The sequence below is a fragment of the Pseudomonas sp. R1-6 genome (genome assembly GCF_051132115.1).
Taxonomy (GTDB): domain Bacteria; phylum Pseudomonadota; class Gammaproteobacteria; order Pseudomonadales; family Pseudomonadaceae; genus Aquipseudomonas.
Genome location: NZ_CP071662.1, coordinates 234,805 through 259,952, shown reverse-complemented (window position 1 = coordinate 259,952; position 25,148 = coordinate 234,805). Strand labels below are relative to the sequence as shown.

Genomic DNA, 25,148 nt, shown 5'->3' with positions numbered 1-25,148 from the left:
TCCGTATCAAGCATCAGGGCGTGTTCCCAAACCCATGGCCTGACGGGCGAACCAGCGCTTGGCGGGCGGCAGCAGGTCCAGGCCCAGCAGGCCGAGATTACGGCCCAGGGACACCAGCGGCAGATCGCTGCTGAACAGCCGCGTCACCCGGTCGGAGAAGCCCACGGTCAAGGCCTGATCCATCCGCTGACGCTCGCGATAGGCTTGCAATACGGTGAAGTCGCCGGGCGTGCTGTCGCTCTCAAGCAAGGTATCGGCCAAGGCCTGGGCGTCACGCAGGGACAGGTTGAAGCCTTGCCCGGCAATCGGATGCAAGCTGTGGGCAGCATTGCCCAGGATGGCCAGGTGCGGACGCACCTGTTCCTCGGCTTCCACCAGCGCCAATGGATAAAGATGACGCGCGCCTACTTGCTTCAGCGTGCCCAGGCGATAGCCGAACACATTCTGCAATTCACTGAGGAAGCTGCGCTCGTCAAGGGCTGCGAGTCGTTGCGCATCCATGCCCTGGCGAGTCCAGACCAATGCACAGCGATTTTCCGGCAGCGGCAACAACGCCATCGGGCCGTCATCGGTGAAGCGCTCGAAAGCCATGCCGTTGTGCGCTTCGCTGGGCGTGATGTTGGCAATCAAGGCGCTCTGGTCGTAGGGACGATTGCGCACCCCGACCCCCATCTGCTCCCGCAGGCCGGAGCGACCGCCGTCGGCCAATACCGCGAGGTCGCATTCCACGACAGTTTCGTCGTCCAGCGTCAGGCGATAGCCCGCGATTTGCGGCTCCATCCGAGCGACCTGCGCGGGGCAGCGCCAACTGACGACATCCTTGTCCAGGCCTTGCCACAGGCATTGGCCGAGCCAGGCATTCTCCACGACGTAGCCAAGGGCCGGCACGCCCTCCTCCATGGCCGACAACCGCGCCGTCGAAAACCGCCCGCGGTCGGACACGTGGATCTGCTTGATCGGCTCGGCCCGGCGGGAAACTTCCTGCCACAGGCCCAAGCGTTGATAAATTTGCCGCGCGCCGAACGAAAGCGCCGACGAGCGCGCATCGTAGCTCGGCTGCCAGGCGTCACCGGGAGCGAAGGGCTCGATCAGCATGATCTTCCAACCCCGTGCCTTGGCACCGGCTTGCAGCGCCAGCGCCAGGCTCGCGCCGACCAGGCCGCCACCGATGATTGCAACGTTGACCCGGTTCATGCCGCTTGAGTCCGTGCGGCGGCCATCAAGGCCTCGATTTCGGCGACCGTCTTCGGTACGCCGCGGGTCAGGATTTCACAACCGGTCTTGGTCACTACCACGTCATCCTCGATGCGCACGCCAATGCCGCGCCATTTCTTCGCTACGCCGCGATTGTCCGGGGCAATGTAGATGCCCGGCTCGACGGTCAAAGTCATTCCGACCTCCAGCACTCGCCACTCGCCACCCACGCGGTATTCGCCCACATCGTGTACATCCATTCCCAGCCAGTGGCCGGCGCGGTGCATGTAGAACGCCCGGTGGGCTTCGTTTGCGATCAGTTCGTCCACTTCGCCTTCCAGCAGCCCCAGGCGGACAAGCCCCTCGGTAATTACCCTGACGGTCGCCTCGTGGGCCTGGTTCCAATGTTTGTTCGGCGCGATTTGCGCAAATGCGGCTTCCTGGGCCGCCAGCACTACTTCGTAGATCGCCTTCTGCTCGGCAGAAAACTTCCCGCTGACCGGCCAGGTGCGGGTGATATCGCTGGCATAACAATCGATTTCGCACCCGGCATCGATCAACACCAGGTCGCCATCCTTGAGCACGGCATCGTTTTGCTGGTAATGCAAAATGCAGCTGTTGCGCCCCGCCGCGACGATGGAACCGTACGCCGGCATCTTTGCCCCGCCCTTGCGAAACTCATAATCGAGCTCGGCTTCCAGGCTGTACTCATACAGCCCAGGCCGCGCCGCCTGCATCGCCCGGATATGCGCCTGGGCGGAGATCCGCGCCGCTTCGCGCATCACCTTCACTTCCGCCGCCGATTTATACAGGCGCATGTCGTGCAGCAAATGATCCAGGGCAACGAATTCGTTCGGCGGCTGGGCACCGAGGTGGGCCTTGGAGCGGATCACGTTGATCCACTCCATCAGGTGCCGATCGAACTCCGGGTTGCTGCCCATGGCCGAGTACACCCGGTCGCGGCCTTCGATCAGCCCCGGCAGGATGTCGTCGATGTCGGTGATGGGGAACGCGTCGTCGGCGCCATAGTCACGGATCGCTCCCTCCTGGCCGGCACGCAGGCCATCCCACATTTCCCGCTCGGCATTGCGCTCGCGGCAGAAGAGGATGTATTCGCCATGGGCCCGGCCGGGCATCAGCACGATGACGGCCTGCGGCTCGGGAAAGCCGCTCAGGTATTGGAAATCACTGTCCTGGCGATAGACATGCTCGACGTCGCGGTTGCGAATCGCAACGGCGGCGGCGGGCAGGATTGCGATACTGTTGGGCTCCATCTGCGCCATCAGGGCCTTGCGGCGACGGCTGTATTCCGACTTCGGGATATGAATCATGGGCAGACGGTGTTCCCTTTCAAGCGATCAGTGCAAGGACGGTTTGGCGGCCGGTTCAGCGGTCTTCTTGGTCTCGGTGAACAGGAGCAGAGGCGCGACCCGCAGGTACTCCATCACTTCCATATAGTCGCTTTCGCCGTCGTCGGACTCTTCCAGGGCATCCTGTACCTGGGAGATCGCCGCCAGGTCCTGCAGGACTTCCTTCGCTTCATCGCTCAGGGCATATTCGCGGCGGGTCAGGCCGAAACCGGCGAGAAAGCCCTGGCACCACTGGCCCAGCGCAGCGGCGCGCTCGCTCAGCGGCGCATCGTCAGTCGGCAGCAGCAGGACGACGGTCATGTCATCGCTGGTCAGCTCGCCCTTGACCATTTCCTGCAGGCCGATGAGCGCATTACGCACGTTGTCCGCCGGCTCGCCTTCGAGCAGCTCGGCGGCGTCGGCCAACCAGCCGTCGGCCTCGAAGCCGGCGCCGGCGCAGCTGCGGCCAAGCAACAGGCCGTGGAGTTCGGCGGGCGAGACAGGATGACCGCTGGTGCTCAGCAGGGTGGCGAACGCTTGATACGGGGAATTCTGAATGGGCATGGGCAGCTAGGCGCCAGACGGCGCTATGTCTAGAATGGAGGCCTTGTATCCTACATCGACAGACTCGCCAAGACCATTAAAGGCTGTGCGACCTTTATCCCCCATCAGACACAATCTTCAGTGGACACAATGGAAGACACCGACCTGCAAGCGCTGATGGCCAGACTCGAGCTGCTAATTGAACGGGTCGAGCAACTTAAGAGCCAAAACGGACTCCTATTAGCTCAGGAAAAAACCTGGCGCGAGGAACGCGCGCACCTCATTGAAAAAAACGAAATCGCCCGGCGTAAGGTCGAATCGATGATTTCGCGCCTCAAGGCCCTGGAGCAAGACTCATGAGTTCAAGCAATAGCGTTACCGTGCAGATCCTCGATAAAGAATATTCGATCATCTGCCCCCAGGAAGAGCGTAGCAACCTGGTGAGTGCCGCCCGTTACCTGGACGGCAAGATGCGCGAGATCCGCAGCAGCGGCAAAGTCATCGGCGCCGATCGCATCGCCGTGATGGCCGCCTTGAACATCACCCACGACCTGCTGCACCGCCAGGATACGCCGGACGTACAGGTCAGCGGCTCGACCCGCGAACAAGTCCGCGACCTGCTGGATCGAGTGGATTTGGTACTGGCCACCGATCCGGACGTCAGCAAGGGCTGATTCGCGAGGCTGCCTGGGGTATACTTGCGTCACTCCCTGGGGTGCTTGCCAGTTGGTGATGTCCCTGAGCCGATACGCACAACCACGGGGGTTGCACGTTGGGGCCGGTGTGCATGTCCGCTTGACGGAAAGCCTTAACGCCTCCTGCAACTTCCACCTTGAACTTTCGGGTTCAAGGGCTAAGCCGACAGCGGTTCATCCGGGGAGCCTGATTCTCGAAACAATGCCAGTCATCATGACTGGCATTGTCGTTTCTGGCGTTTGGCATTTCTGGCGCCGTTGTTTGCAGTTACGCTGTTTCGATGCCACCGCCTCGGAAACCTCGATATGACCGAACCTGCGTTGCCGACCCGCCCGCAACTTCGCCGCCTGCTGCGCCAGGCGCGTCGCTCCCTGACCCCGGCCCAGCAACGGGACGCCGCCCAAGGCCTCTACCGGCAACTGGCCCAGCACCCGCTGTTTCGCCGCGCGCGACACATCGCCCTGTACCTGCCCAACGACGGCGAGATCGATCCACGCCTGCTACTGCGCGCGGCCCAGCGTCGGGGCAAGGCGACGTACCTGCCGGTGCTCAGCCCATGGCCGCAGACGAAAATGGTTTTCCAGCGAATCCATCCCGGCGAGAAGATGCAGCCCAATCGCTTTCGCATCCCGGAACCACGCAAGAATATAGCCCGGCAACGCAAGGTCTGGACGTTGGACCTGGTGCTGTTGCCGCTGGTCGGGTTTGACGATGCCGGGGGTCGGCTGGGCATGGGCGGGGGATTCTACGATCGCAGCCTGGCGTATCTGTCGCGCCGCAAACAATGGCGCAAGCCGACCTTGCTGGGGCTGGCCCACGAATGCCAACGGGTCGAGCGATTGGTACAGGCAAGCTGGGACGTGCCGCTGCAAGGAACAGTCAGCGACAGGCGTTGGTACATCGCATGATAGGCGCCACCGGAATCAGCGGCGCCTGAAAGAAAGCGCTCAGCGCTTGAGCGATGGGGCAGGCTGGGCGATGTTCATCGGAACATCGTTCTTGCTGCTCCACAAGCTCTGGGCGTAACCCGTGGTCACGACACCCAGGCCGAACAGAATGACCAGTATCCACAACAAATCCGGTTTGCGTTTCATCGATTGCCCCCCTCAAGGCATATCACACACGATGACAGCAGCGGTTTTCTTATTGGCCGTGCAGCAGCGTCAAGCTTGGAAGGCCGGCATTTTGCGATAACCCGGACCCACACGCAAACTCTGGCGTCAACCGACTGTCGGTTTGTCATAAAATCGCTGAACTATTTTTAACTATATCGCCCAGGAGTAGAAATCATGGCTTATTGGCTGATGAAATCCGAGCCCGACGAATTGTCCATCCAGGGCTTGGAAAAGCTCGGCCAAGCTCGCTGGGACGGAGTTCGCAACTATCAGGCACGCAATTTCCTGCGCGCCATGGCAGAAGGCGATTTATTTTTTTTCTATCACTCCAGCTGCCCGGAGCCTGGCATCGCGGGCACCGGAAAAATCATCAAGGCCGCCTACCCCGATCCCACGGCGCTGGAGCCTGACAGCCACTACTTCGACGCCAAGGCCAGCCCGGAGAAAAACCCCTGGACCGCGATCGACGTGGCCCATGTCGAAACGTTCCGCCACGTCCTGAAGCTCGACCACCTCAAGCAACAGACCGCCCTGGCAGAAATGCCGCTGGTGCAGAAAGGCTCGCGACTGTCAGTGATGCCGGTGACGGCGGAGCAATGGGCGGCGGTGGTTGCTCTGAAGCCTTGAGTGATTCGCTGTCCGGTAGGCCACCATCGCGAGCAAGCCCGCTCCCACAGGGAATCTCGGTTGCTCACTGTTCACTGCAGATCCACTGTGGAAGCGAGCCTGCTCGCGAAAGGGCCCGCCTGGTTACCACAAGACTTATTGAATGATCAGGTTGTTGAACAACAGATCCTCAACCATCGGCTTGCCGGTCTCGTCGTTCATCACTTGCTGGGTCTGCTTCAACGCTTCCTGACGCAGCTTTTCCTTGGCTTCAAGGTTGTTCATGGTCTCGGTCGTCTGCTGAGCGAACAGCGCCACCAACTGGTTGCGAATCAACGGCTCGTTCGCTTTCACCGCCGCAGCGGCGGCATCGCCGGTCACGCGCAAGGCGACGTCAGCCTTGTAGACCTTCAGCTTGGTCGTACCATCCAGCCCATAGTTGCCCACGAACGGCGGGCTCAACGTGATGTAACTGACCTTGGGTGCCTCGCCTTCCTTGCTCTCTTCGGCCATCGCCGCCACAGGCAGCGACAGGGCCAGCATCAACATCATCCACGCTTTCACATTCCACTCCTCATCCGGTTTGCGGCCCAGCATACCGACCCGCCGTCCAAGCACAAGCTTATGGCTGGCTATCAGGGCGGGGCATGCTCGTTGACCCGTTGACTCTCACACCTACACTTATCGGCCATCACTCCCAAAGGAATAGCCCTGATGAAAGCCGTGCTGTGCAAAGAATTCGGTCCCGCCGAATCGCTGGTGCTGGAAGACGTCGCCAGCCCTGTCGCAAAGAAGAATGAAGTGTTGCTGGATGTGCACGCCGCCGGGGTGAATTTTCCTGACACGCTGATCATCGAGGGCAAATATCAGTTCAAGCCGCCCTTCCCGTTTTCCCCGGGTGGCGAAGCTGCCGGGGTCATCAGCGAAGTAGGGGAAAAGGTCAGCCACCTGAAAGTCGGTGATCGGGTCATGGCCCTGACCGGCTGGGGCAGCTTCGCCGAGCAAGTAGCGGTACCGGGCTACAACGTGCTGCCGATTCCCTCCGCCATGGATTTCAACACCGCGGCCGCGTTCAGCATGACCTACGGCACGTCGATGCACGCCCTCAAGCAGCGCGCCAACCTGAAGCCCGGAGAAACCCTGCTGGTGCTCGGTGCCTCCGGCGGGGTCGGCCTGGCGGCGGTGGAAATCGGCAAGGCCATGGGTGCGCGAGTCATCGCGGCCGCCAGCAGCGCGGAAAAACTCGCCGTGGCAAAGGCCGCCGGTGCTGACGAGTTGATCAACTACAACGAAACCAGCCTGAAGGACGAAATCAAGCGCCTCACCGACGGCCAGGGCGCCGATGTCATCTACGACCCGGTGGGCGGCGACCTGTTCGACCAGGCCGTGCGCGCCATCGCCTGGAACGGCCGGTTGTTGGTGGTTGGCTTTGCCAGCGGGCGCATTCCCGAATTGCCGGTGAACCTGGCCTTGCTCAAGGGCGCCTCGGTGGTCGGTGTGTTCTGGGGCTCCTTCGCCCAGCGCCAGCCCCAGGACAACGCCGCCAACTTCCAGCAGCTGTTCGGCTGGTTCGCCGAAGGCAAGCTCAAGCCGCTGGTGTCGCAGGTCTACCCGCTGGACGATGCCGCCCAGGCGATCAATGACTTGGGGCAGCGCAAGGCGGTCGGCAAGGTGGTGGTGCAGGTTCGCTGATTGGCTGCGATTCTCTTTCATCTGTACCGGGTCGAAGCCCTACGACCCGGCTTCGCCATTCCCGCAACGCCCTTCATTTATATCTGAGCGACATGTTCATAAAAGAACATGCCAAATCCAGCATTTCCACTGTTTTGCTGATTCGAACCAATGCTATTTTCGGTAACGAAACTGTAACATTCGCATCCGCAGTCAAAACAAGAATTCTGGAGCACTTGAATGTTTGCTTTCTTTCGACCCGCCGCACATCAGGCAACCCTGCCTGAAGAAAAAATAGACAGCACCTACCGACGCCTTCGCTGGCAAATTTTCGCGGGGATTTTCATCGGCTATGCCGGTTACTACCTGCTGCGCAAGAACTTCTCCCTAGCCATGCCCTACCTCATCGACGAGGGCTACACCCGTGGCCAACTCGGCCTGGCCATGTCGGCCATCGCGATTGCCTATGGCTTGTCGAAGTTCTTGATGGGCCTGGTGTCCGACCGCTCGAACCCCCGCTATTTCCTGCCATTCGGCTTGCTGGTATCAGCCGGCGTGATGTTCATTTTCGGTTTTGCGCCCTGGGCGACGTCCAGCGTGACGATCATGTTCATCCTGCTGTTCATCAACGGCTGGGCACAAGGCATGGGCTGGCCGCCGAGCGGACGGACCATGGTGCACTGGTGGTCGCAGAAGGAACGCGGCGGCGTGGTGTCGGTGTGGAACGTGGCGCACAACGTCGGCGGCGGCCTTATCGGCCCGTTGTTCCTGCTGGGCATGGGCTGGTTCAATGACTGGCATGCGGCATTCTATGTGCCCGCTACCGTAGCACTTGCCGTTGCGGTGTTTGCCTTCGCGACCATGCGCGACACCCCGCAATCGGTGGGCCTGCCGCCGATCGAGAAGTACAAGGACGATTATCCGGAAGGCTACGACGACAGCCACGAAAAGGAATTCAGCGCCAAGGAAATTTTCGTCAAGTACGTGCTGCGCAACAAGATGCTCTGGTACATCGCCATGGCTAACGTCTTCGTCTACCTGCTGCGCTACGGGGTGCTGGACTGGGCGCCGACCTACCTGAAGGAAGCCAAGGGCTTCACCGTGGACAAAAGCTCCTGGGCCTACTTCTTCTACGAATGGGCCGGTATCCCCGGCACGCTGCTGTGTGGCTGGATGTCGGACAAGATCTTCCGTGGCAATCGTGGCCTGACCGGCATGGTATTCATGGCCCTGGTGACCGTGGCCACCCTGGTGTACTGGCTGAACCCGGCCGGCAACCCGACCGTCGATATGATTGCCCTGGTATCCATCGGCTTCCTGATCTATGGCCCAGTCATGCTGATCGGCTTGCAGGCATTGGAACTGGCGCCGAAAAAAGCCGCCGGCACCGCCGCCGGTTTCACCGGCCTGTTCGGGTACCTGGGTGGTTCGGTCGCGGCCAGCGCCGCCATGGGCTATACCGTCGACCATTTCGGCTGGGACGGCGGTTTTGTACTGCTGGTCGGCGCTTGTCTGCTGGCGATGGCGTTCCTTGCGCCAACCTTGTGGCACAAGCAGATCGCCAGTCAGAGCCGCGAAGCGGTCGCCTGATCCCACATTGATTGGCAGCGCTTGAGCCGCGCCTCCAGATTTCGGTCTGGCATGGCGTGGCTGCGCAGGGCGTGTACGGTCTGCTCGACATAATCGCGAGTGGTGCCGTAACGCCCGCAAGCGCTTTCAAACACTTGGCTCAGCACATGGTCCGGCAGGTTGCCGGCATAGCTGGGCAGGTGTCGCTCCAGCACGAAGCCCAGGGCTTGCACCCGATTGCCACCCTCGAGACGGCAACTGAGCCAGTGCGGGCGATAGGACGGCACCGGCATTTCCCGCTGCCACAACGCGAACAGCGAATCCTCGAGGTTTTCCTCCGGCAGCCGGTAGGCGAAACCGCTGCACGAACCGCCGCGATCCAGTCCGAACACCAACCCTGGCAACTCCGGAGTGCCGCGATGTTCGTGGGACCACAGGTATAAACCGCGATGGTAGCCATGGACCCGACCGCGCACGCGCTCCACCGCCGTGCATTCCGGCCGCCAGATCAATGAACCGTACGCGAACAACCAGACCGGACCGCCCTGGTGGAGACTCATGGTCAATCGCATCGAGGCGAGTAGTTGTTCATGGGTCAGCTGCGCACCCAGCTCGAGTCGTGGCGGGTACAGGGCGCAGGTAATGGCGGATTCGATAGCGGTCATGGCCGTTAGCGGTTGGCTTCTCAGAAAATAAAGGGACGCCAGTGTGTTGACGTTCGTGAGGAGCGAGGCAAGTTAAATGCCAGCCCGACGCTATATACGTTATCGGTATCTGGCCGGCCAACTAAATACCGAAACGCAATATATGAAGTTATATCGAGGGCGATCAGGGCTTTTGTGGCGAGGGAGCTTGCTCCCGCTCGGTTGCGCAGCGACCGCCTCTTTTGGGACTGCTTCGCCCGAGGCGTCGGACCGGTCCAGCGGGAGCAAGCTCCCTCGCCACAACGGCACAGCTCAAGGCTCGGTTGGGTCAAGCCCTTGGCGCATACGCAAACACATCGGCGCGCATCTGGTGAGCGTCCATGCCGGCTTCCACCAGGGCGTCGAGGGTGGCATAGATCATGGCCGGCGAGCCGCTGGCGTAGACGTGCACACCAGAAAGGTCGCTGATGTCCTCACACACCGCCTCATGGAGCATCCCGCAGCGCCCTTCCCAGCCACACAAGTCGCTGACGACTTTATGCAGGAACAGGTTCGGCAGTTTTTTCCATTCGTCCCAATGCTCGATTTCGTAGAAATCTTCCGGTCGCCGTACGCCCCAATACAGATGCACCGGGTGCTTGAAGCCCGCCGCGCGGCAGTGCTCGATCAAGCTGTGCATCTGCGCCATGCCGGTCCCGGCAGCGATCAGCACGAGCGGACCGTCAGGAAGCTCGGACAGGTGGGTGTCGCCAAACGGCATCTCGATGCGCACATTGGGGTTGCGCTGCAGTTGCTCCAGGAGCTTTTGCGCACTGCTTTCGCGCACCAGCACGTGTAGTTGCAGGTCGCGCCCCGAGTGCGGCGCCGAAGCGAGGGAGAAGGCTGATTTTTCACCGTTGTCGCGCTCGATCAACAGGTATTGCCCGGCGTGGTAGCGCGGCGGTTTGCCCGCTGGCGCGCGCAAGCGTACCCGCCAGACGTCGCCGCCCACTTCAACGCATTCGCTGACCTGGCACGCCAGGTTGCGCACCGGCAGCTCGCCCGGTGCCAACACGCCATCCCACAACACCACGCAGTCCTCCAGCGGCTCGGCGATGCACGTGAAGATCTCGCCATGGTCACGCACTTCACCGGCCTGCTCCACGCGACCTTCCACCAACAATGCGCCACAGACATGGCAGTTGCCATTACGACAGCTTTGGGGGCAGTCGTAGCCCAGGCGCCGCGCGCCGTCGAGAATCCGCTCGGCCGGCTGTATCTCCAGCACCGCGCCGGAAGGCTGCAAGGTTACACGCATCAATCTATTCCTAACTGATTCCAAATGGCATCGATCCGTTGGGTAACGGCTTCATCCTTGACGATAACCCGACCCCACTCGCGGGTGGTTTCACCGGGCCATTTATGCGTGGCATCGAGCCCCATCTTCGACCCGAGGCCGGATACCGGCGAGGCGAAGTCGAGGTAGTCGATCGGCGTGTTCTCGATCATCACCGTGTCGCGCTTGGGGTCCATGCGCGTCGTGATGGCCCAGATCACGTCGTTCCAATCCCGTGCGTTGATATCGTCGTCGGTGACGATAACGAACTTGGTGTACATGAACTGTCGTAAAAACGACCAGACGCCCAGCATCACTCGCTTGGCGTGCCCAGGATACGACTTCTTCATCGTCACCACGGCCATGCGATAGGAACAACCTTCGGGCGGCAAGTAGAAATCGGTGATTTCCGGAAACTGCTTCTGCAGGATCGGCACGAACACTTCGTTCAGCGCCACGCCAAGAATCGCCGGCTCATCAGGCGGACGACCGGTGTAGGTGCTGTGGTAGATCGGCTTGATCCGGTGAGTGATGCGCTCGACAGTGAACACCGGGAAGCTGTCTACCTCGTTGTAATAACCGGTGTGATCGCCGTAGGGACCTTCATCGGCCATTTCGCCGGGGTGGATCACGCCTTCAAGGATGATTTCTGCGGTGGCCGGCACTTGCAAATCGTTGCCCCGGCACTTCACCAGCTCCGTACGGTTGCCGCGCAGCAGGCCGGCAAACGCATATTCGGAGAGGCTGTCGGGCACGGGCGTGACAGCGCCGAGGATGGTCGCCGGATCGGCGCCCAAAGCGACCGACACCGGGAATGGCTGGCCGGGATGCTTTTCGCACCACTCCCGATAATCCAGCGCGCCGCCCCGATGGCTCAGCCAGCGCATGATGACCTTGTTGCGGCCAATCACCTGCTGACGGTAGATACCCAGGTTCTGACGGTCCTTGTTCGGGCCTTTGGTGACGGTCAGGCCCCAGGTGATCAGCGGCCCGACGTCGCCCGGCCAGCAGGTCTGCACCGGAAGCATGGCCAGGTCGACTTCGTCACCCTCGATCACCACTTCCTGGCAGACCGCGTCCTTGACCACCTTCGGCGCCATGGAAATGATCTTGCGGAAAATCGGCAGCTTGGACCAAGCGTCCTTCAGCCCTTTCGGCGGCTCGGGCTCCTTGAGGAACGCCAGCAGCTTGCCAATCTCGCGCAGCTCGCTGACCGCCTCGGCGCCCATGCCCAGGGCCACGCGCTCCGGCGTGCCAAACAGGTTGCCCAGCACCGGAATGTCATAACCCGTGGGGTTTTCAAACAGCAGCGCCGGGCCTTTTGCGCGCAGGGTGCGGTCGCAGACCTCGGTCATTTCCAGGACGGGTGACACCGGCACCTGGATGCGCTTGAGTTCGCCGCGCTGTTCCAGACCGCTGATAAAGTCGCGCAAGTCGCGATACTGCATGCAAAAGCCTCATGGTGTCCGTGGCGTTCGGGGGCCCGAGTTTAACGCCGCCCGTCCAGAATAGTGAATGCACGGACAGCAAAAAGCCGGGTTTCCCCGGCTCTTGCTGGCCTGCTCGATTTACTTGCGTTTCATCGACAGGAAGAACTCATCGTTGGTCTTGGTCGTTTTCAGCTTGTCGACCAGGAACTCGATGGCCGCGACTTCATCCATCGGATGCAGCAGCTTGCGCAGGATCCACATGCGCTGCAACTCGTCATCGGCCGTCAGCAACTCTTCGCGACGGGTACCGGAACGGTTGATGTTGATGGCCGGGAATACACGTTTCTCGGCGATGCGACGGTCCAGGGGCAGTTCCATGTTACCGGTACCCTTGAACTCTTCGTAGATCACTTCGTCCATCTTCGAGCCGGTTTCGACCAGCGCGGTGGCGATGATGGTCAGCGAGCCGCCTTCTTCGATGTTCCGCGCGGCGCCAAAGAAACGCTTCGGCTTTTCCAGGGCATGGGCATCGACACCACCGGTCAGTACCTTGCCGGAACTCGGGATGACGGTGTTGTAGGCACGGGCCAGACGGGTGATGGAGTCGAGCAGAATCACCACGTCCTTCTTGTGCTCGACCAGGCGCTTGGCCTTCTCGATCACCATTTCGGCAACCTGCACGTGACGGGTCGGCGGCTCGTCGAACGTCGAGGCAACCACTTCGCCGCGCACGGTGCGCTGCATCTCGGTCACTTCTTCCGGACGCTCATCGATCAGCAACACGATCAGGTGGACTTCAGGGTTGTTACGGGCGATGTTGGCCGCGATGTTCTGCAGCATGATCGTCTTGCCCGCCTTCGGCGGCGCCACGATCAGGCCACGCTGGCCCTTGCCGATAGGTGCGCACAGGTCGATGACACGACCGGTGAGGTCTTCGGTGGAACCGTTGCCGGCTTCCATCTTCATGCGCACGGTCGGGAACAGCGGAGTCAGGTTCTCGAAGAGAATCTTGTTCTTCGCGTTTTCCGGACGGTCGAAGTTGATGGTGTCGACCTTGAGCAGTGCGAAGTAACGCTCGCCTTCCTTAGGAGGGCGGATCTTGCCAACGATGGTGTCACCGGTGCGCAAGTTGAAGCGACGGATCTGGCTCGGCGAGACGTAGATATCGTCCGGGCCGGCGAGATAGGAAGCGTCTGCGGAGCGGAGGAAGCCGAAGCCGTCCTGGAGAATCTCCAGCACGCCATCACCGGAGATTTCCTCGCCGCTTTTCGCGTGCTTCTTGAGCAGGGAGAAAATCACGTCCTGCTTGCGCGAACGGGCCATATTTTCTATGCCCATCTGTTCGGCCAATTCGAGCAGTTCGGTAATCGGCTTTTGCTTGAGTTCAGTCAGATTCATATAGGAATGACGTAATCATTTATGGAGGGGAAAATTAAGCTTTTGGCTTAATGAGGCCGCGCCGCGGAGAAGGCGACAGGATCGCGTACTTATTCGAAAGGAGAGCGTCGGCGACGGCTTGCAGGGGGCAATGGAGAAACCAGTGCGGGGCCGAATGTAACACCTGGATTTGCGAGCGTCTAGCCCCGGATAACGAAAAAGCCCCGCGATTTGCGGGGCTTTTGGCAAGGCATTCGACGCTTAGATGTTGGCGTCGAGGAACGCGGCCAGTTGCGACTTCGACAGCGCGCCGACCTTGGTGGCTTCGACGTTGCCGTTCTTGAACAGCATCAGGGTCGGAATGCCACGCACGCCATGCTTGGCCGGGGTTTCCTGGTTTTCGTCGATGTTCAGCTTGGCAACGGTCAGCTTGCCCTTGTAGGTCTCGGCAATTTCGTCCAGGACCGGAGCGATCATTTTGCAAGGACCGCACCACTCAGCCCAATAGTCGACCAGCACTGCGCCTTCGGCTTTGAGTACGTCAGCTTCGAAGCTAGCGTCGCTAACGTGTTTGATCAGATCGCTGCTCATGGAAATCTCCGGGGTAATCAGCAAAAAAACGTGGCCCATCATAGCTGCCCTTCCCAGGTTCAGGAAGCCGCAGTTGATTGAGTCTCCCTATGGTGACCGATGGGTTTACGTATGGCCCACGTCAGGAAGCGGTCGGGGCGATAAAGGAAATACCGGTGCGCAACGCAGCATTACGTACATGTTCTTGCATGGTTTTGTGCGCCGAAACCGATGCGCGACGGGCCAGGGCGCGAAGGATCTTGCGGTGTTCCTGCCACGTTTCCATCGCCCGCTCCGCCCTGATGAACGGTAGCTTCTGACTCTCCAGAAAGATATCGGCGCTGGCGGTGAGAATGCTCAACATCGCCTGGTTGCCGCTGGCCAGCAGAATGCGCCGGTGAAATTCGAAATCCAGTTGTGCCGCTGCGTCGAACTCCCCGGCCTTCAATTCGCGGCGCATGGCCTCGACGTTGTCATCCAGTGCGTCGAGTTCATCGGCGCTCAACGTCACGGCCGCCAATCCGGCCGCGAAACCTTCAAGGGCATAGCGCAGCTGGAAGATATCCACTGGCGAGGCCTGGGCGGCGAACGGCCAGCGCGCTGTCGAGTCGTCGCGCGCGACCTGCGCTGCTCCCTGGACGAAAACGCCCCTACCCGGTTGGACGCTGACCAACCCCAGGGCGCTCAACGATGACAGCGCCTCGCGCAGAGACGCCCGGCTGACCCCCAGTTGCAAGGCCAGGTCCCGTTGAGAGGGCAGCGCATCGCCCGGGCCGAAGCCTTCGTCGACGATGAGTTTGCGGATGGCTTGCAGCGCCACTTCAGGCACGGCACGAGCGATGGAATTCATGGTTTTCCAGACAACCCGGACGAATGAGCGGCTAGTTGTAAAGCTATTCGAAGCCCCCGGCAAGTCGTGCCCCAGCGGGGTTCGGCCGCCCGAAGCGACGCTCGATAACGGTGCGAAAAACCACCCAACTGTTCAGACCAGTCAGACCGACCGGTGCCTGCAAAACCGTGGCTTTGGCGGACAGACGCCCGGTTTGGCATGCCCTGTGCTGTGTCCGATCGGAGAAATCACACCATCGACCGCGGAGATTCACCATGATCCAGCGTTGCAGCGTCCTGCTCACTGCCCTGTTTGCCAGCCTGATGCTTTGCCAATTGCCCGCCCACGCCGATGGCCTGGAAGACGTGGTAAAACGCGGCACGCTGAAGGTCGCGGTGCCCCAGGATTTTCCACCGTTCGGTTCGGTCGGCCCGGACATGAAGCCGCGCGGCCTGGATATCGACACGGCGAAACTGCTGGCCGACCAGCTCAAGGTCAAGCTGGAATTGACGCCGGTCAACAGCACCAACCGCATCCCTTTCCTGACCACAGGCAAGGTCGACCTGGTGATTTCCAGCCTGGGCAAGAATCCGGAGCGTGAGAAGGTCATCGATTTCTCCAGCGCCTATGCGCCCTTCTACCTCGCCGTGTTCGGGCCGCCCGATGCCGCAATCACCGGCCTGGACGACCTCAAGGGCAAGACCATCAGCGTCACCCGTGGCGCTATCGAGGACATCGAGTTGACCAAGGTCGCCCCCGAAGGCGCCACCATCAAGCGTTTCGAAGACAACAACTCGACGATCGCCGCCTACCTGGCCGGTCAGGTGGACCTGATCGCCAGCGGCAACGTGGTGATGGTCGCCATCAGCGAGCGCAACCCCAAGCGCGTCCCGGCGCTGAAAGTGAAACTCAAGGATTCTCCGGTCTACGTGGGCGTGAACAAGAACGAGCCGGCGTTGCTGGACAAGGTCAACCAGATTCTCGCCACCGCCAAGACGGACGGAAGCCTGGAAAAGAACGCGCAGACCTGGCTCAAGCAACCGCTGCCGGCCGATCTCTGATCGTCCTTTGAGAGGCTGAGCATGGCTTACCAGTTCGATTTTCTGCCGGTGGTGCAAAACACCGAGCTGCTGTTGCGCGGTGCGCTGTTCACCGTGGAACTGACAGCCATCGGCGCGTTGCTCGGGGTTGGCCTGGGCATCGTCGGCGCGGTGGTGCGGGCGTGGAATATCCGTCCGTTCGCGGCGATCTTTGGCGTGTACGTGGAGCTGATCCGCAACACGCCGTTCCTGGTCCAACTGTTTTTCATTTTCTTCGGCTTGCCGTCCCTTGGCTTGCAGATTTCCGAGTGGCAAGCGGCGGTGCTGGCGATGGTGATCAACCTGGGGGCGTATTCCACCGAGATCATCCGGGCCGGTATCCAGGCCATTGCACGAGGGCAACTGGAAGCCGCCGCGGCGTTGGCGATGAGCCGCTTCGAAGCGTTCCGCCACGTGGTGCTGCTGCCGGCGCTGGGCAAGGTCTGGCCGGCCTTGAGCAGCCAGATCATCATCGTGATGCTCGGCTCGGCGGTCTGTTCGCAGATCGCCACCGAAGAGCTGAGTTTCGCCGCCAACTTCATCCAATCGCGCAATTTCCGCGCCTTTGAAACCTACGCACTGACGACGCTGATCTACCTGTGCATGGCACTGCTGATCCGCCAGTTCCTGAATTGGGTCGGGCGTCGCTACATCGCCAGGAGCAGCCAATGAGCGATTTCACGTTCTGGGACGTGGTGCGCAACCTGCTCACCGGCCTGCAATGGACTCTGGCGCTTTCGCTGGTGGCGTTTATCGGCGGTGGTGTGGTCGGCTTGTTGGTGATGGTGCTGCGCATCTCCAAACGCGCCCTGCCCCGCAACATTGCCCGCACGTATATCGAGCTGTTCCAAGGCACGCCGCTGTTGATGCAATTGTTCCTGGTGTTCTTCGGCGTGGCCCTGGCCGGGGTGGAGATTTCGCCGTGGATGGCGGCGGCGATTGCCCTGACGCTGTTCACCAGCGCTTACCTGGCGGAGATCTGGCGCGGTTGTGTCGACTCGATTGCCAACGGCCAATGGGAAGCCTCCGCGAGCCTGGCCCTCAACCCGTTGGAGCAGTTGCGCTACGTGATCCTGCCCCAGGCCCTGCGCATCGCCGTGGCGCCGACCGTGGGCTTTTCCGTGCAGGTGGTCAAGGGCACGGCCGTGACGTCGATCATCGGTTTTACCGAACTGACCAAGACCGGCGGCATGCTCGCCAACGCCACGTTCGAGCCGTTCATGGTGTATGGCCTGGTCGCCCTCGGTTACTTCCTCCTTTGCTACCCCCTGTCCCTCAGCGCGCGCTACCTGGAAAGGAGACTGCATGCCTCTGCTTAGAATTTCCGCCCTGCATAAATACTACGGCGATCACCATGTGCTCAAAGGCATCGACCTGAGTATCGAAGAAGGCCAGGTGGTGGCGATCATCGGTCGCAGCGGCTCGGGCAAATCCACCCTGCTGCGCACCCTCAATGGCCTGGAATCGATCAACGACGGCGTAATCGAAGTGGACGGCGAATACCTCGACGCGGCCCGCGCCGACCTGCGCAGCCTGCGGCAGAAAGTCGGGATGGTGTTCCAGCAGTTCAATCTGTTCCCGCACCTGACCGTCGGCGAAAACGTCATGCTCGCGCCGCAGGTTGTACAAAAAGTGCCCAAGGCCAAGGCGGTGGAACTGGCCCGCCAGATGCTCGAACGGGTCGGGCTCGGCGAAAAATTCGACGCCTTCCCCGACCGCTTGTCTGGCGGGCAGCAGCAACGGGTGGCGATCGCCCGTGCCTTGGCGATGTCGCCGAAAGTCTTGCTTTGCGATGAAATCACCTCGGCGCTGGACCCAGAGCTGGTCAACGAAGTGCTCAGCGTAGTGCGGCAACTGGCCAAGGAAGGCATGACACTGATCATGGTCACCCATGAAATGCGTTTCGCCCGGGAAGTGGGCGACAAACTGGTGTTCATGCATCAGGGCAAGGTGCACGAGGTGGGTGATCCCAAGTTGCTGTTCGCCGATCCGCAGACGGCGGAGCTGGCGAACTTCATCGGGACGGTGGAGCCTGCCTGATTTTTACTGCCAAAGAACACTCTGTGAATGGCTCTGGATCAAGGGTTTGGATCAGGTGCGTTGGCGTAGGCGGTCGATCGTGGCAGGATGGCAAGGTTATCGACCGAGACTCTCTGACCATGCCGCCATCCCAAGCCAAGAATCTGTCCCTGATCGCCGCTATCGACCTGGGCTCCAACAGCTTCCATATGGTCGTCGCGAAGGCCCAGAACGGGGAAATCCGCATTCTTGAGCGGCTCGGTGAAAAGGTTCAGCTGGCCGCCGGGATCGACGAAGAACGCAGGTTGAGCGAGGAGTCCATCCAACGCGGGCTCGATTGCCTCAAGCGATTCGCCCAGTTGATCAACGGCATGCCCTTGGGCGCGGTGCGGATCGTGGGCACCAACGCCCTGCGCGAGGCGCGCAACCGTGGCGAGTTCATCCATCGCGCCGAAGCGATCCTCGGCCATCCGGTGGAAGTCATTTCCGGCCGTGAAGAGGCCCGCCTGATCTACCTCGGCGTTTCCCACACCCTGGCTGATACCCCCGGCAAACGCCTGGTGGCGGACATTGGCGGTGGCAGCACCGAGTTCATCATCGGCCAGCGCTTCGAACCGCTGTTGCGCGAAAGCCTCCAGATGGGTTGCGTCAGCTACACCCAGCGTTATTTCCGCGACGGCAAGATCACCCCGGCCCGCTATGCCCAGGCCTACACGGCGGCACGCCTGGAAATCATGAGCATCGAACATGCCTTGCACCGGTTGACCTGGGACGAAGCCATCGGCTCCTCGGGGACCATCCGCGCCATCGGCCTGGCGCTCAAGGCTGGCGGCCACGGCACCGGTGAAGTCAACGCCGAGGGCCTGGCCTGGCTCAAGCGCAAGGTGTTCAAGCTCGGCGATTCGGACAAGATCGACTTCGAGGGCATCAAGCCTGATCGCCGGGCGATTTTCCCGGCGGGACTGGCGATCCTCGAGGCGATCTTCGACGCGCTCGAATTGCAGCGCATGGACCATTGCGAAGGCGCCCTGCGTGAGGGCGTGCTCTACGACTTGCTCGGGCGGCATCATCACGAAGACGTGCGCGAACGCACCCTGGGCTCGCTCATGGAGCGTTATCACGTCGACCAGGAGCAGGCGGCGCGGGTCGAGCGCAAGGCGCTGCATGCCTTCGACCAGGTGGCCGACGATTGGGACCTGAACGACGGCGTTTGGCGCGAACTGCTGGGTTGGGCCGCCAAGGTGCATGAAGTGGGCCTGGACATCGCCCACTACCATTACCACAAGCACGGCGCCTACCTGATCGAGCACTCCGACCTGGCGGGTTTCTCACGCGAAGACCAGCAAATGCTGGCGCTATTGGTACGTGGTCATCGACGCAATATTCCCAAGGACAAATTCGCCGAATTCGGCGATGACGGCATCAAGCTGATTCGCCTGTGCGTGCTGTTGCGCTTCGCGATCCTGTTCCACCACATCCGCGGCACCCAGCAAATGCCCCAGGTTACCCTGCACGCCGACGGCGATCAGTTGGATGTGATATTCCCCGAAGGCTGGCTGGACGAGAACCAACTGACCCAGGCGGACTTTGCCCAGGAAGCCGAATGGCTGACGCGGGTGGGGATTTTGCTGAACATCCACTGATCGGCACACAGCAAGCTCCCCCGTGGCGAGGGAGCTTGCTCCCGCTCGGCTGCGCAGCAGCCGCAGGATCTGCCTGAAATGGAATTTTTCCTGACCCACCGAGCTGAATGGCTTCGGGGCTGCTTCACGCAGCCCAGCGGGAGCAAGCTCCCTCGCCACGAAAAACCAATCTACTCCGGGCTTTAACTAACCGCCAACACCGGGCTGCTCAAGCGCTCCAGCAAAGTCGCCTGGGCGCTGCGCGGGTTCTGGTTGCCGGTCGGTGTGTTGCGGATGTAGCGGCCGTCCGACTGCAAGCTCCAGCTGTGAGTGTTGTCGGTGAGGTAACTCTCCAGCTCTTTCTTGACCCGCAGGATCAGCTTCTTGCCCTCCACCGGGAAGCAGGTCTCGACGCGCTTGTCGAGGTTGCGCTCCATCCAGTCGGCACTGGAAAGAAACATCTGCTCTTCGCCATCATTGAGGAAATAGAACACCCGCGTGTGCTCCAGGAAACGCCCGATGATCGAGCGCACGTGGATGTTATGGGACACCCCCGGGATACCCGGCCGCAGGCAGCACATGCCACGCACCACCAGGTCGATGCGCACGCCCGACTGGCTGGCCTTGTACAACGCACGGATGACTTTCGGATCGGTCAACGAGTTGAACTTGGCGATGATGTGCGCAGGCTTGCCGTCCAGGGCGAACTGGGTTTCCCGGGCGATCATGTCGAGCATGCCCTTCTTGAGGGTGAACGGTGCATGCAGCAGCTTCTTCATCCGCAACGTCTTGCCCATGCCGATCAACTGGCTGAACAACTTGCCGACGTCTTCACACAAGGCGTCGTCGGACGTCAGCAAGCTGTAGTCGGTGTACAGGCGGGCGTTGGCCGCGTGGTAGTTGCCGGTGCCCAAGTGGGCGTAGCGCACGATCTCGCCGGCCTCGCGCCGCAGGATGAGCATCATCTTGGCGTGGGTCTTGAAGCCCACCACGCCGTAAATCACCACCGCACCGGCCGCTTGCAGACGGCTGGCCAGTTGCAGGTTGGACTCTTCATCGAAGCGCGCGCGCAATTCGATCACCGCCGTGACCTCCTTGCCGTTTCGCGCCGCGTCCACCAGGGCATCGACGATCTCGGAGTTGGCGCCACTGCGGTACAGCGTCTGGCGCACCGCCAGGACATGTGGATCCTTGGCGGCCTGGCGCAGCAAGTCGACCACCGGGGTGAACGACTCGAAGGGGTGCAACAGCAGGATGTCCTGCTTGCTGACGACACTGAAAATGTTTTCGCTGTTTTGCAGCAGTTTCGGGATCTGCGGTGTAAACGGCGAATATTGCAGCTCCGGATGGCTGTCCAGGCCGGTGATGCTGAACAGCCGCGTCAGGTTCACCGGACCATTGACCTGGTACAGCTCGGTCTCATGCAGGTTGAACTGCTTGAGCAGGTAGTCGGACAGGTGTTTCGGACAGGTATCGGCCACTTCCAGGCGCACCGCATCGCCATAGCGACGGGAGAACAACTCGCCGCGCAGGGCGCGGGCCAGGTCTTCTACATCCTCGGTGTCCACCGACAGGTCGGCGTTGCGGGTCAGGCGGAATTGGTAGCAGCCCTTCACCTTCATGCCCTGGAACAGGTCATCGGCGTGGGCATGGATCATCGACGACAGGAACACATAGTTGTCGCCCGGGCCGCCGACGTCTTCCGGCACGCGGATGATCCGCGGCAACAGGCGTGGCGCCGGAATGATCGCCAGGCCGGAATCACGGCCAAAGGCGTCGATGCCTTCCAGCTCGACGATGAAGTTCAGGCTCTTGTTCACCAGCAATGGGAACGGGTGAGTCGGGTCGAGGCCGATCGGGGTGATGATCGGAGCGATTTCGTCACGGAAGTAACGGCGTACCCAGGTCTTGAGCTTGGTGGTCCAGTAGCGGCGACGGATGAAGCGCACCTGGTGCTTTTCCAGCTCCGGCAACAGGATGTCGTTGAGGATCGCGTACTGGCGATCGACATGACCGTGCACCAGTTCGCTGATGCGCGCCAGGGCCTGGTGCGGTTGCAGGCCGTCGGCACCTGCCTGCTCGCGGGCGAAGGTGATCTGCTTTTTCAGCCCGGCGACGCGAATCTCGAAGAACTCGTCCAGGTTGCTGGAGAAGATCAGCAGGAATTTCAGCCGCTCCAGCAGTGGGTAGGACTCATCCAGCGCCTGTTCAAGGACGCGGATGTTGAATTGCAGTTGCGACAGCTCACGATGGATGTACAGACTGCTGTCATCCAGGTTGGGCACCGCAATCGCCGGCGCTGGGGCCGGCTCGGGCGCGGCAGCCGGGGCCGGTTCCAGCTCCGGTGGCGTTTCGGCGACTGGCTCGACCACGGGTTGAGCGTCTTTTACGGCAACTTCTGTGAGTCCTTCGGTATTCATCGCAAGTTCCTGGGAGGCTATTTCTGCTCTCGTAACAATTGGGCGGCGCGCACGGCAAAGTACGTCAGGATGCCATCAGCACCCGCGCGCTTGAAAGCGGTCAGGGATTCGAGAATCACCCCTTCGCTCAGCCAGCCGTTCTGGATCGCCGCCATGTGCATCGCATACTCGCCGCTGACCTGATAAACAAAGGTCGGCACTTTGAATTCATCCTTTACCCGACAGAGAATGTCGAGGTAAGGCATCCCCGGCTTGACCATGACCATGTCTGCCCCTTCTGACAAGTCGGCAGCCACTTCGTGCAAGGCTTCGTGGGCATTGGCCGGGTCCATCTGATAGGAGGCCTTGTTGGCCTTGCCCAGGTTCAGGGCCGAGCCGACCGCGTCGCGGAACGGGCCGTAATAGGCGCTGGCGTACTTGGCCGAGTAGGCCATGATGCGCACATTGACATGCCCGGCCACTTCCAAGGCTTCGCGAATTGCCTGGATCCGGCCGTCCATCATGTCCGACGGCGCCACCACCTGGGCACCGGCCTCGGCGTGGGACAGCGCCTGCCTGACCAGCGCATCGACAGTGATGTCGTTCTGCACATAGCCTTCTTCGTCGAGAATGCCGTCCTGCCCGTGGGTGGTGAACGGGTCCAGCGCCACGTCAGTAATCACCCCCAGCTCCGGGAAACGTGCGCGCAGGGCACGGGTCGCGCGCTGTGCGATGCCCTCGGGGTTCCAGGCTTCGGCGGCATCCAGGGATTTCAGGCCCGGCGGCGTGACTGGAAACAGTGCCAACGCCGGGATACCCAGCTCGACCCACTCGGCCGCCGCTTCCAGCAACAGGTCGATGGTCAGGCGCTCCACGCCTGGCATCGAGGCCACCGCCTCACGGCGATTCTCGCCGTCCAGCACGAACACCGGCAGGATCAGGTCGTCGGTGGTCAGCACGTTTTCGCGCACGAGCCGACGAGAAAACTCATCCCGGCGATTGCGACGCAGGCGAGTGGCGGGAAACAGACGGTTGGCGGGGGTAAAGCTCACGGCAGACTCCTGAGCCCGCAAAAACGGGCGAGCGTGACAGTTATAAGCGGCCATTATGACGAACACATGACAGTTGTGCTAAAGCGTGACCGGTAGTCGCAGTCATTGTCTTCTGTAGGAAATGTTCACGTCGAGACACATTTCGATACTTTCCTGAATGTGCCTGAAGGGTTAGGCTGCGCGTTCATTTCGCCAGCACCCAGACAATGCTCCAACAATTTCTCCACGACTTCGGCTACCTGGCCCTGTTCATCGGCACGTTCTTCGAAGGTGAAACCATCCTCGTGCTCGCAGGTTTCCTGGCGTTCCGTGGCTACATGGACATCAACCTGGTGGTCGTCGTGGCGTTTTGCGGCAGCTACGCCGGTGACCAGCTGTGGTATTTCCTGGGGCGCAAGCACGGTCGCAAGCTGCTGGCGCGCAAACCGCGTTGGCAGTTGATGGGTGATCGGGCGCTGGAGCACATCCGCCGGCATCCGGACATCTGGGTTCTGAGCTTCCGCTTCGTCTATGGCCTGCGCACCGTGATGCCAGTGGCGATCGGCTTGTCAGGCTATCCACCGGGCCGCTATCTGTTGCTCAACGGTATCGGTGCGGCGATCTGGGCCACGGCGCTGGCTGCCGCCGCGTATCACTTTGGCGCGGTGCTCGAAGGCATGCTGGGCAGTATCAAGAAATACGAACTTTGGGTACTCGGCGCCCTGCTGTTGCTGGGCTTGGGCCTGTGGCTGCGCCGTCGCATCAAAAATGCCCGGCTGGCCAGGAAAAATCTCGAGACCGAGCGACAGGAACAAACCAGGGCCAGCGAATCTACGCCAGGCGAGTGAGTCGGTTGCGACAGCAGTAAAGCCCGATGCCACTGACCAGGCTGTAGCTCAACAACCCCACCCAAGCCACTGGGCTCGCTGGCCACAACCCTGCCACCGGCGCCAACCCTACCAGCGGCAGGTTCGCCGCCAGCCGCAGCAACTCCAGCTTCAGCGCCCAAGGGCGATTCTCAAGGGCCACGCCCAAGGCAAACAGCCCCAACGCAATCGCCCCCCAGCCCAATACCAGGGCGGCAACCGGCAGGCTGTTTTCAAGGTTCATCAGATAGCTGCCCAAGGCGATGTAGATACAGAACTGCAGCGCCACATACCACCGCTGGCGTGCGTCCAGCGGCACTTCGAATTTGCGGAATTGGGACAGGTCAGGCTTGTTCAGCGGGTATCTGGCGGCCACATCGGCCGGGCGCCAACCGGTGGGCATGAACCAGATCCGCAGCTTGTCCCACCAACGCTCGGCCCGCCGGGCATCAGCCCAGAGCTGCCCATAGAACTGCACGTTCGCCCACAACGGATTCCAGCTCGCCAGCGGCGTAGTCACGCCAAACACCACCGGCTCATCCTCGTCCTCTTCCTGGAAGGTGCCAAACAGACGGTCCCAAATAATGAACACGCCGCCGTAGTTGCGATCCATGTAGAGAGGGTTCTGCGCATGGTGGGCACGATGATTGGACGGCGTGACGAAGCACCATTCCAGCCAGCCGAGCTTTGGAATGTGTTGGGTGTGGACCCAGAACTGATACAGCAGGTTCAGCGCCGCGACGCTAACGAACACCACCAACGGCACGCCCAGGATCGCCAGCGGCAGATAGAAAATCCAGCTCAGCAGAAAGCCGGTGCTGGTCTGGCGCAAGGCGGTGGAGAGGTTGTAATCCTCGCTCTGGTGATGCACCGAATGAGCGGCCCAGAGGATATTGCGTTCATGGCCCATGCGGTGCAGCCAGTAGTAGCAGAAGTCATAGAAGACGAAGGCAGCCACCCAGGTCCAGGCCTGGTCAGCCGGCAGTTGGAAGATTGCCAGGTGCTCCAGTGCAAAGGCATAGGTGACCAAGCCGACACCTTTGGTCAGCAGCCCGGTGGTGGTCGACAGCACGCCGGTACTCAGGCTGTTGATGGCGTCCGCCAGCCGATAATGGCTCACGCCGCGCCAACGATCGGCGAGCAACTCGACGGCGATCAACACGAAGAAAAACGGCACGGCATACAGAATGAAATTCATGATGCGACCCGGGCAGGCAAGGCAAG

The 25,148-nt window shown here is 61.2% G+C and carries 26 protein-coding genes and 1 other RNA gene; 13 read left to right on the top strand and 14 right to left on the bottom strand.

All coding sequences use genetic code 11. The features are described from left to right. Positions 1–6: 6 nt before the first annotated feature. From ubiH to J3P81_RS01150, 3 genes are read right to left on the bottom strand one after another with little or no spacing between them, the layout of a single operon-like run. On the bottom strand, positions 7–1,194 hold the full coding sequence (gene ubiH, locus J3P81_RS01160; protein ID WP_434561703.1) for a 2-octaprenyl-6-methoxyphenyl hydroxylase: 1,188 nt from the start codon (positions 1,192–1,194) through the stop codon (positions 7–9). Further along, positions 1,191–2,525 carry a Xaa-Pro aminopeptidase gene (pepP, locus tag J3P81_RS01155; RefSeq protein ID WP_434561701.1) on the bottom strand — a complete coding sequence of 445 codons (1,335 nt, stop codon included), beginning with the start codon at positions 2,523–2,525 and terminating at the stop codon, positions 1,191–1,193. Before pepP ends, ubiH begins: the two co-directional genes overlap by 4 nt. A gap of 27 nt (positions 2,526–2,552) precedes the next feature. Then, positions 2,553–3,107 (bottom strand): YecA family protein, encoded by a 555-nt coding sequence (locus J3P81_RS01150; RefSeq protein ID WP_420765105.1) that lies wholly within the window; start codon positions 3,105–3,107, stop codon positions 2,553–2,555. 129 nt (positions 3,108–3,236) lie between these two features. Here J3P81_RS01150 and J3P81_RS01145 point away from each other — a divergent pair, with 129 nt between their 5' ends. From J3P81_RS01145 to J3P81_RS01130, 4 genes are all read left to right on the top strand, one after another. Continuing rightward, positions 3,237–3,446: a TIGR02449 family protein gene (locus J3P81_RS01145; protein WP_030138125.1), complete on the top strand. Its 210-nt coding sequence runs from the start codon at positions 3,237–3,239 to the stop codon at positions 3,444–3,446. Beyond that, positions 3,443–3,760 (top strand): cell division protein ZapA, encoded by a 318-nt coding sequence (locus tag J3P81_RS01140; protein ID WP_039590276.1) that lies wholly within the window; start codon positions 3,443–3,445, stop codon positions 3,758–3,760. The genes J3P81_RS01145 and J3P81_RS01140 overlap by 4 nt, the downstream gene beginning before the upstream one ends. A gap of 30 nt (positions 3,761–3,790) precedes the next feature. Beyond that, a non-coding RNA gene (ssrS, locus tag J3P81_RS01135) (6S RNA) lies at positions 3,791–3,970 on the top strand. 117 nt (positions 3,971–4,087) lie between these two features. Next, positions 4,088–4,690, top strand: a complete 603-nt coding sequence (locus tag J3P81_RS01130) for a 5-formyltetrahydrofolate cyclo-ligase (protein WP_420765106.1) — start codon at positions 4,088–4,090, stop codon at positions 4,688–4,690. Between the two features lie 39 nt (positions 4,691–4,729). Here the strand turns inward: J3P81_RS01130 and J3P81_RS01125 are convergent, their stop codons facing one another. Further along, on the bottom strand, positions 4,730–4,876 hold the full coding sequence (locus J3P81_RS01125; protein WP_420765107.1) for a hypothetical protein: 147 nt from the start codon (positions 4,874–4,876) through the stop codon (positions 4,730–4,732). 195 nt (positions 4,877–5,071) lie between these two features. Between J3P81_RS01125 and J3P81_RS01120 the strand changes: the two genes are divergently transcribed. Beyond that, complete coding sequence (locus J3P81_RS01120; protein ID WP_434561699.1) at positions 5,072–5,524, top strand: EVE domain-containing protein; 453 nt, start codon at positions 5,072–5,074, stop codon at positions 5,522–5,524. Positions 5,525–5,659: 135 nt separating this feature from the next. Here the strand turns inward: J3P81_RS01120 and J3P81_RS01115 are convergent, their stop codons facing one another. Further along, the gene (locus tag J3P81_RS01115; protein WP_420765109.1) at positions 5,660–6,067 is read right to left on the bottom strand and encodes a flagellar basal body-associated protein FliL; all 408 of its coding nucleotides are present in this window, start codon (positions 6,065–6,067) and stop codon (positions 5,660–5,662) included. A gap of 150 nt (positions 6,068–6,217) precedes the next feature. Between J3P81_RS01115 and J3P81_RS01110 the strand changes: the two genes are divergently transcribed. Next, complete coding sequence (locus tag J3P81_RS01110) at positions 6,218–7,195, top strand: NADPH:quinone oxidoreductase family protein (RefSeq protein ID WP_420765110.1); 978 nt, start codon at positions 6,218–6,220, stop codon at positions 7,193–7,195. 219 nt (positions 7,196–7,414) lie between these two features. After that, a complete protein-coding gene (glpT, locus tag J3P81_RS01105; protein WP_434561697.1) occupies positions 7,415–8,764 on the top strand; it encodes a glycerol-3-phosphate transporter in 1,350 nt (449 codons plus the stop codon). On the opposite strand, the gene J3P81_RS01100 is transcribed toward glpT, so the two are convergent. From J3P81_RS01100 to J3P81_RS01075, 6 genes are all read right to left on the bottom strand, one after another. After that, complete coding sequence (locus J3P81_RS01100; protein WP_434561695.1) at positions 8,740–9,408, bottom strand: gamma-glutamylcyclotransferase; 669 nt, start codon at positions 9,406–9,408, stop codon at positions 8,740–8,742. The two genes, glpT and J3P81_RS01100, sit on opposite strands and share 25 nt — an antisense overlap. Positions 9,409–9,715: 307 nt before the next feature. After that, entirely contained in the window at positions 9,716–10,684 is a 969-nt protein-coding gene (locus tag J3P81_RS01095; protein ID WP_434561693.1) for a CDP-6-deoxy-delta-3,4-glucoseen reductase, read from the bottom strand. Further along, positions 10,684–12,150, bottom strand: coding sequence for a 4-hydroxy-3-polyprenylbenzoate decarboxylase (ubiD, locus tag J3P81_RS01090; RefSeq protein ID WP_434561691.1), 1,467 nt, complete (start codon positions 12,148–12,150; stop codon positions 10,684–10,686). The genes J3P81_RS01095 and ubiD overlap by 1 nt, the downstream gene beginning before the upstream one ends. A gap of 120 nt (positions 12,151–12,270) precedes the next feature. Beyond that, positions 12,271–13,530, bottom strand: coding sequence for a transcription termination factor Rho (gene rho / locus J3P81_RS01085; protein ID WP_003206716.1), 1,260 nt, complete (start codon positions 13,528–13,530; stop codon positions 12,271–12,273). A gap of 240 nt (positions 13,531–13,770) precedes the next feature. Beyond that, positions 13,771–14,100 (bottom strand): thioredoxin TrxA, encoded by a 330-nt coding sequence (gene trxA, locus J3P81_RS01080; protein WP_003206727.1) that lies wholly within the window; start codon positions 14,098–14,100, stop codon positions 13,771–13,773. A gap of 121 nt (positions 14,101–14,221) precedes the next feature. Further along, on the bottom strand, positions 14,222–14,929 hold the full coding sequence (locus J3P81_RS01075) for a FadR/GntR family transcriptional regulator (protein WP_434561689.1): 708 nt from the start codon (positions 14,927–14,929) through the stop codon (positions 14,222–14,224). Between the two features lie 254 nt (positions 14,930–15,183). Here J3P81_RS01075 and J3P81_RS01070 point away from each other — a divergent pair, with 254 nt between their 5' ends. The 5 genes from J3P81_RS01070 to ppx all read left to right on the top strand — a co-directional run bounded on the left by J3P81_RS01070 (position 15,184) and on the right by ppx (position 19,649). After that, a complete protein-coding gene (locus J3P81_RS01070; RefSeq protein ID WP_434561687.1) occupies positions 15,184–15,969 on the top strand; it encodes a transporter substrate-binding domain-containing protein in 786 nt (261 codons plus the stop codon). A 21-nt stretch (positions 15,970–15,990) separates the two neighbouring features. After that, positions 15,991–16,659, top strand: coding sequence for an amino acid ABC transporter permease (locus J3P81_RS01065; RefSeq protein WP_420765117.1), 669 nt, complete (start codon positions 15,991–15,993; stop codon positions 16,657–16,659). Then, positions 16,656–17,306 (top strand): amino acid ABC transporter permease, encoded by a 651-nt coding sequence (locus J3P81_RS01060; protein ID WP_420765118.1) that lies wholly within the window; start codon positions 16,656–16,658, stop codon positions 17,304–17,306. Before J3P81_RS01065 ends, J3P81_RS01060 begins: the two co-directional genes overlap by 4 nt. Then, positions 17,293–18,027 (top strand): amino acid ABC transporter ATP-binding protein, encoded by a 735-nt coding sequence (locus tag J3P81_RS01055; RefSeq protein WP_420765119.1) that lies wholly within the window; start codon positions 17,293–17,295, stop codon positions 18,025–18,027. Before J3P81_RS01060 ends, J3P81_RS01055 begins: the two co-directional genes overlap by 14 nt. A gap of 119 nt (positions 18,028–18,146) precedes the next feature. Next, entirely contained in the window at positions 18,147–19,649 is a 1,503-nt protein-coding gene (gene ppx / locus J3P81_RS01050; RefSeq protein WP_420765120.1) for an exopolyphosphatase, read from the top strand. Positions 19,650–19,831: 182 nt separating this feature from the next. Here ppx and ppk1 read toward each other — a convergent pair whose 3' ends face one another. Both ppk1 and hemB read right to left on the bottom strand, forming a co-directional pair. Then, complete coding sequence (gene ppk1 / locus J3P81_RS01045) at positions 19,832–22,048, bottom strand: polyphosphate kinase 1 (protein ID WP_434561685.1); 2,217 nt, start codon at positions 22,046–22,048, stop codon at positions 19,832–19,834. 17 nt (positions 22,049–22,065) lie between these two features. Beyond that, complete coding sequence (gene hemB, locus J3P81_RS01040; protein ID WP_420765122.1) at positions 22,066–23,079, bottom strand: porphobilinogen synthase; 1,014 nt, start codon at positions 23,077–23,079, stop codon at positions 22,066–22,068. Positions 23,080–23,285: 206 nt separating this feature from the next. On the opposite strand from hemB, the gene J3P81_RS01035 reads away from it, so the two are divergent. Beyond that, the gene (locus J3P81_RS01035) at positions 23,286–23,906 is read left to right on the top strand and encodes a DedA family protein (protein WP_434561683.1); all 621 of its coding nucleotides are present in this window, start codon (positions 23,286–23,288) and stop codon (positions 23,904–23,906) included. On the opposite strand, the gene J3P81_RS01030 is transcribed toward J3P81_RS01035, so the two are convergent. Continuing rightward, entirely contained in the window at positions 23,890–25,122 is a 1,233-nt protein-coding gene (locus J3P81_RS01030) for a sterol desaturase family protein (protein ID WP_420765124.1), read from the bottom strand. The genes J3P81_RS01035 and J3P81_RS01030 overlap by 17 nt on opposite strands. Positions 25,123–25,148: the final 26 nt, after the last annotated feature.

What these genes read in the sequence shown, in the direction of transcription:
- ubiH (WP_434561703.1), bottom strand. Translation starts at nt 1,194, where the DNA reads ATGAACCGGGTCAACGTTGCAATCATCGGTGGCGGCCTGGTCGGCGCG.
- pepP (WP_434561701.1), bottom strand. Translation starts at nt 2,525, where the DNA reads ATGATTCATATCCCGAAGTCGGAATACAGCCGTCGCCGCAAGGCCCTG.
- J3P81_RS01150 (WP_420765105.1), bottom strand. Translation starts at nt 3,107, where the DNA reads ATGCCCATTCAGAATTCCCCGTATCAAGCGTTCGCCACCCTGCTGAGC.
- J3P81_RS01145 (WP_030138125.1), top strand. Translation starts at nt 3,237, where the DNA reads ATGGAAGACACCGACCTGCAAGCGCTGATGGCCAGACTCGAGCTGCTA.
- J3P81_RS01140 (WP_039590276.1), top strand. Translation starts at nt 3,443, where the DNA reads ATGAGTTCAAGCAATAGCGTTACCGTGCAGATCCTCGATAAAGAATAT.
- J3P81_RS01130 (WP_420765106.1), top strand. Translation starts at nt 4,088, where the DNA reads ATGACCGAACCTGCGTTGCCGACCCGCCCGCAACTTCGCCGCCTGCTG.
- J3P81_RS01125 (WP_420765107.1), bottom strand. Translation starts at nt 4,876, where the DNA reads ATGAAACGCAAACCGGATTTGTTGTGGATACTGGTCATTCTGTTCGGC.
- J3P81_RS01120 (WP_434561699.1), top strand. Translation starts at nt 5,072, where the DNA reads ATGGCTTATTGGCTGATGAAATCCGAGCCCGACGAATTGTCCATCCAG.
- J3P81_RS01110 (WP_420765110.1), top strand. Translation starts at nt 6,218, where the DNA reads ATGAAAGCCGTGCTGTGCAAAGAATTCGGTCCCGCCGAATCGCTGGTG.
- glpT (WP_434561697.1), top strand. Translation starts at nt 7,415, where the DNA reads ATGTTTGCTTTCTTTCGACCCGCCGCACATCAGGCAACCCTGCCTGAA.
- J3P81_RS01100 (WP_434561695.1), bottom strand. Translation starts at nt 9,408, where the DNA reads ATGACCGCTATCGAATCCGCCATTACCTGCGCCCTGTACCCGCCACGA.
- J3P81_RS01095 (WP_434561693.1), bottom strand. Translation starts at nt 10,684, where the DNA reads ATGCGTGTAACCTTGCAGCCTTCCGGCGCGGTGCTGGAGATACAGCCG.
- ubiD (WP_434561691.1), bottom strand. Translation starts at nt 12,150, where the DNA reads ATGCAGTATCGCGACTTGCGCGACTTTATCAGCGGTCTGGAACAGCGC.
- rho (WP_003206716.1), bottom strand. Translation starts at nt 13,530, where the DNA reads ATGAATCTGACTGAACTCAAGCAAAAGCCGATTACCGAACTGCTCGAA.
- trxA (WP_003206727.1), bottom strand. Translation starts at nt 14,100, where the DNA reads ATGAGCAGCGATCTGATCAAACACGTTAGCGACGCTAGCTTCGAAGCT.
- J3P81_RS01075 (WP_434561689.1), bottom strand. Translation starts at nt 14,929, where the DNA reads ATGAATTCCATCGCTCGTGCCGTGCCTGAAGTGGCGCTGCAAGCCATC.
- J3P81_RS01070 (WP_434561687.1), top strand. Translation starts at nt 15,184, where the DNA reads ATGATCCAGCGTTGCAGCGTCCTGCTCACTGCCCTGTTTGCCAGCCTG.
- J3P81_RS01065 (WP_420765117.1), top strand. Translation starts at nt 15,991, where the DNA reads ATGGCTTACCAGTTCGATTTTCTGCCGGTGGTGCAAAACACCGAGCTG.
- J3P81_RS01060 (WP_420765118.1), top strand. Translation starts at nt 16,656, where the DNA reads ATGAGCGATTTCACGTTCTGGGACGTGGTGCGCAACCTGCTCACCGGC.
- J3P81_RS01055 (WP_420765119.1), top strand. Translation starts at nt 17,293, where the DNA reads ATGCCTCTGCTTAGAATTTCCGCCCTGCATAAATACTACGGCGATCAC.
- ppx (WP_420765120.1), top strand. Translation starts at nt 18,147, where the DNA reads ATGCCGCCATCCCAAGCCAAGAATCTGTCCCTGATCGCCGCTATCGAC.
- ppk1 (WP_434561685.1), bottom strand. Translation starts at nt 22,048, where the DNA reads ATGAATACCGAAGGACTCACAGAAGTTGCCGTAAAAGACGCTCAACCC.
- J3P81_RS01035 (WP_434561683.1), top strand. Translation starts at nt 23,286, where the DNA reads ATGCTCCAACAATTTCTCCACGACTTCGGCTACCTGGCCCTGTTCATC.
- J3P81_RS01030 (WP_420765124.1), bottom strand. Translation starts at nt 25,122, where the DNA reads ATGAATTTCATTCTGTATGCCGTGCCGTTTTTCTTCGTGTTGATCGCC.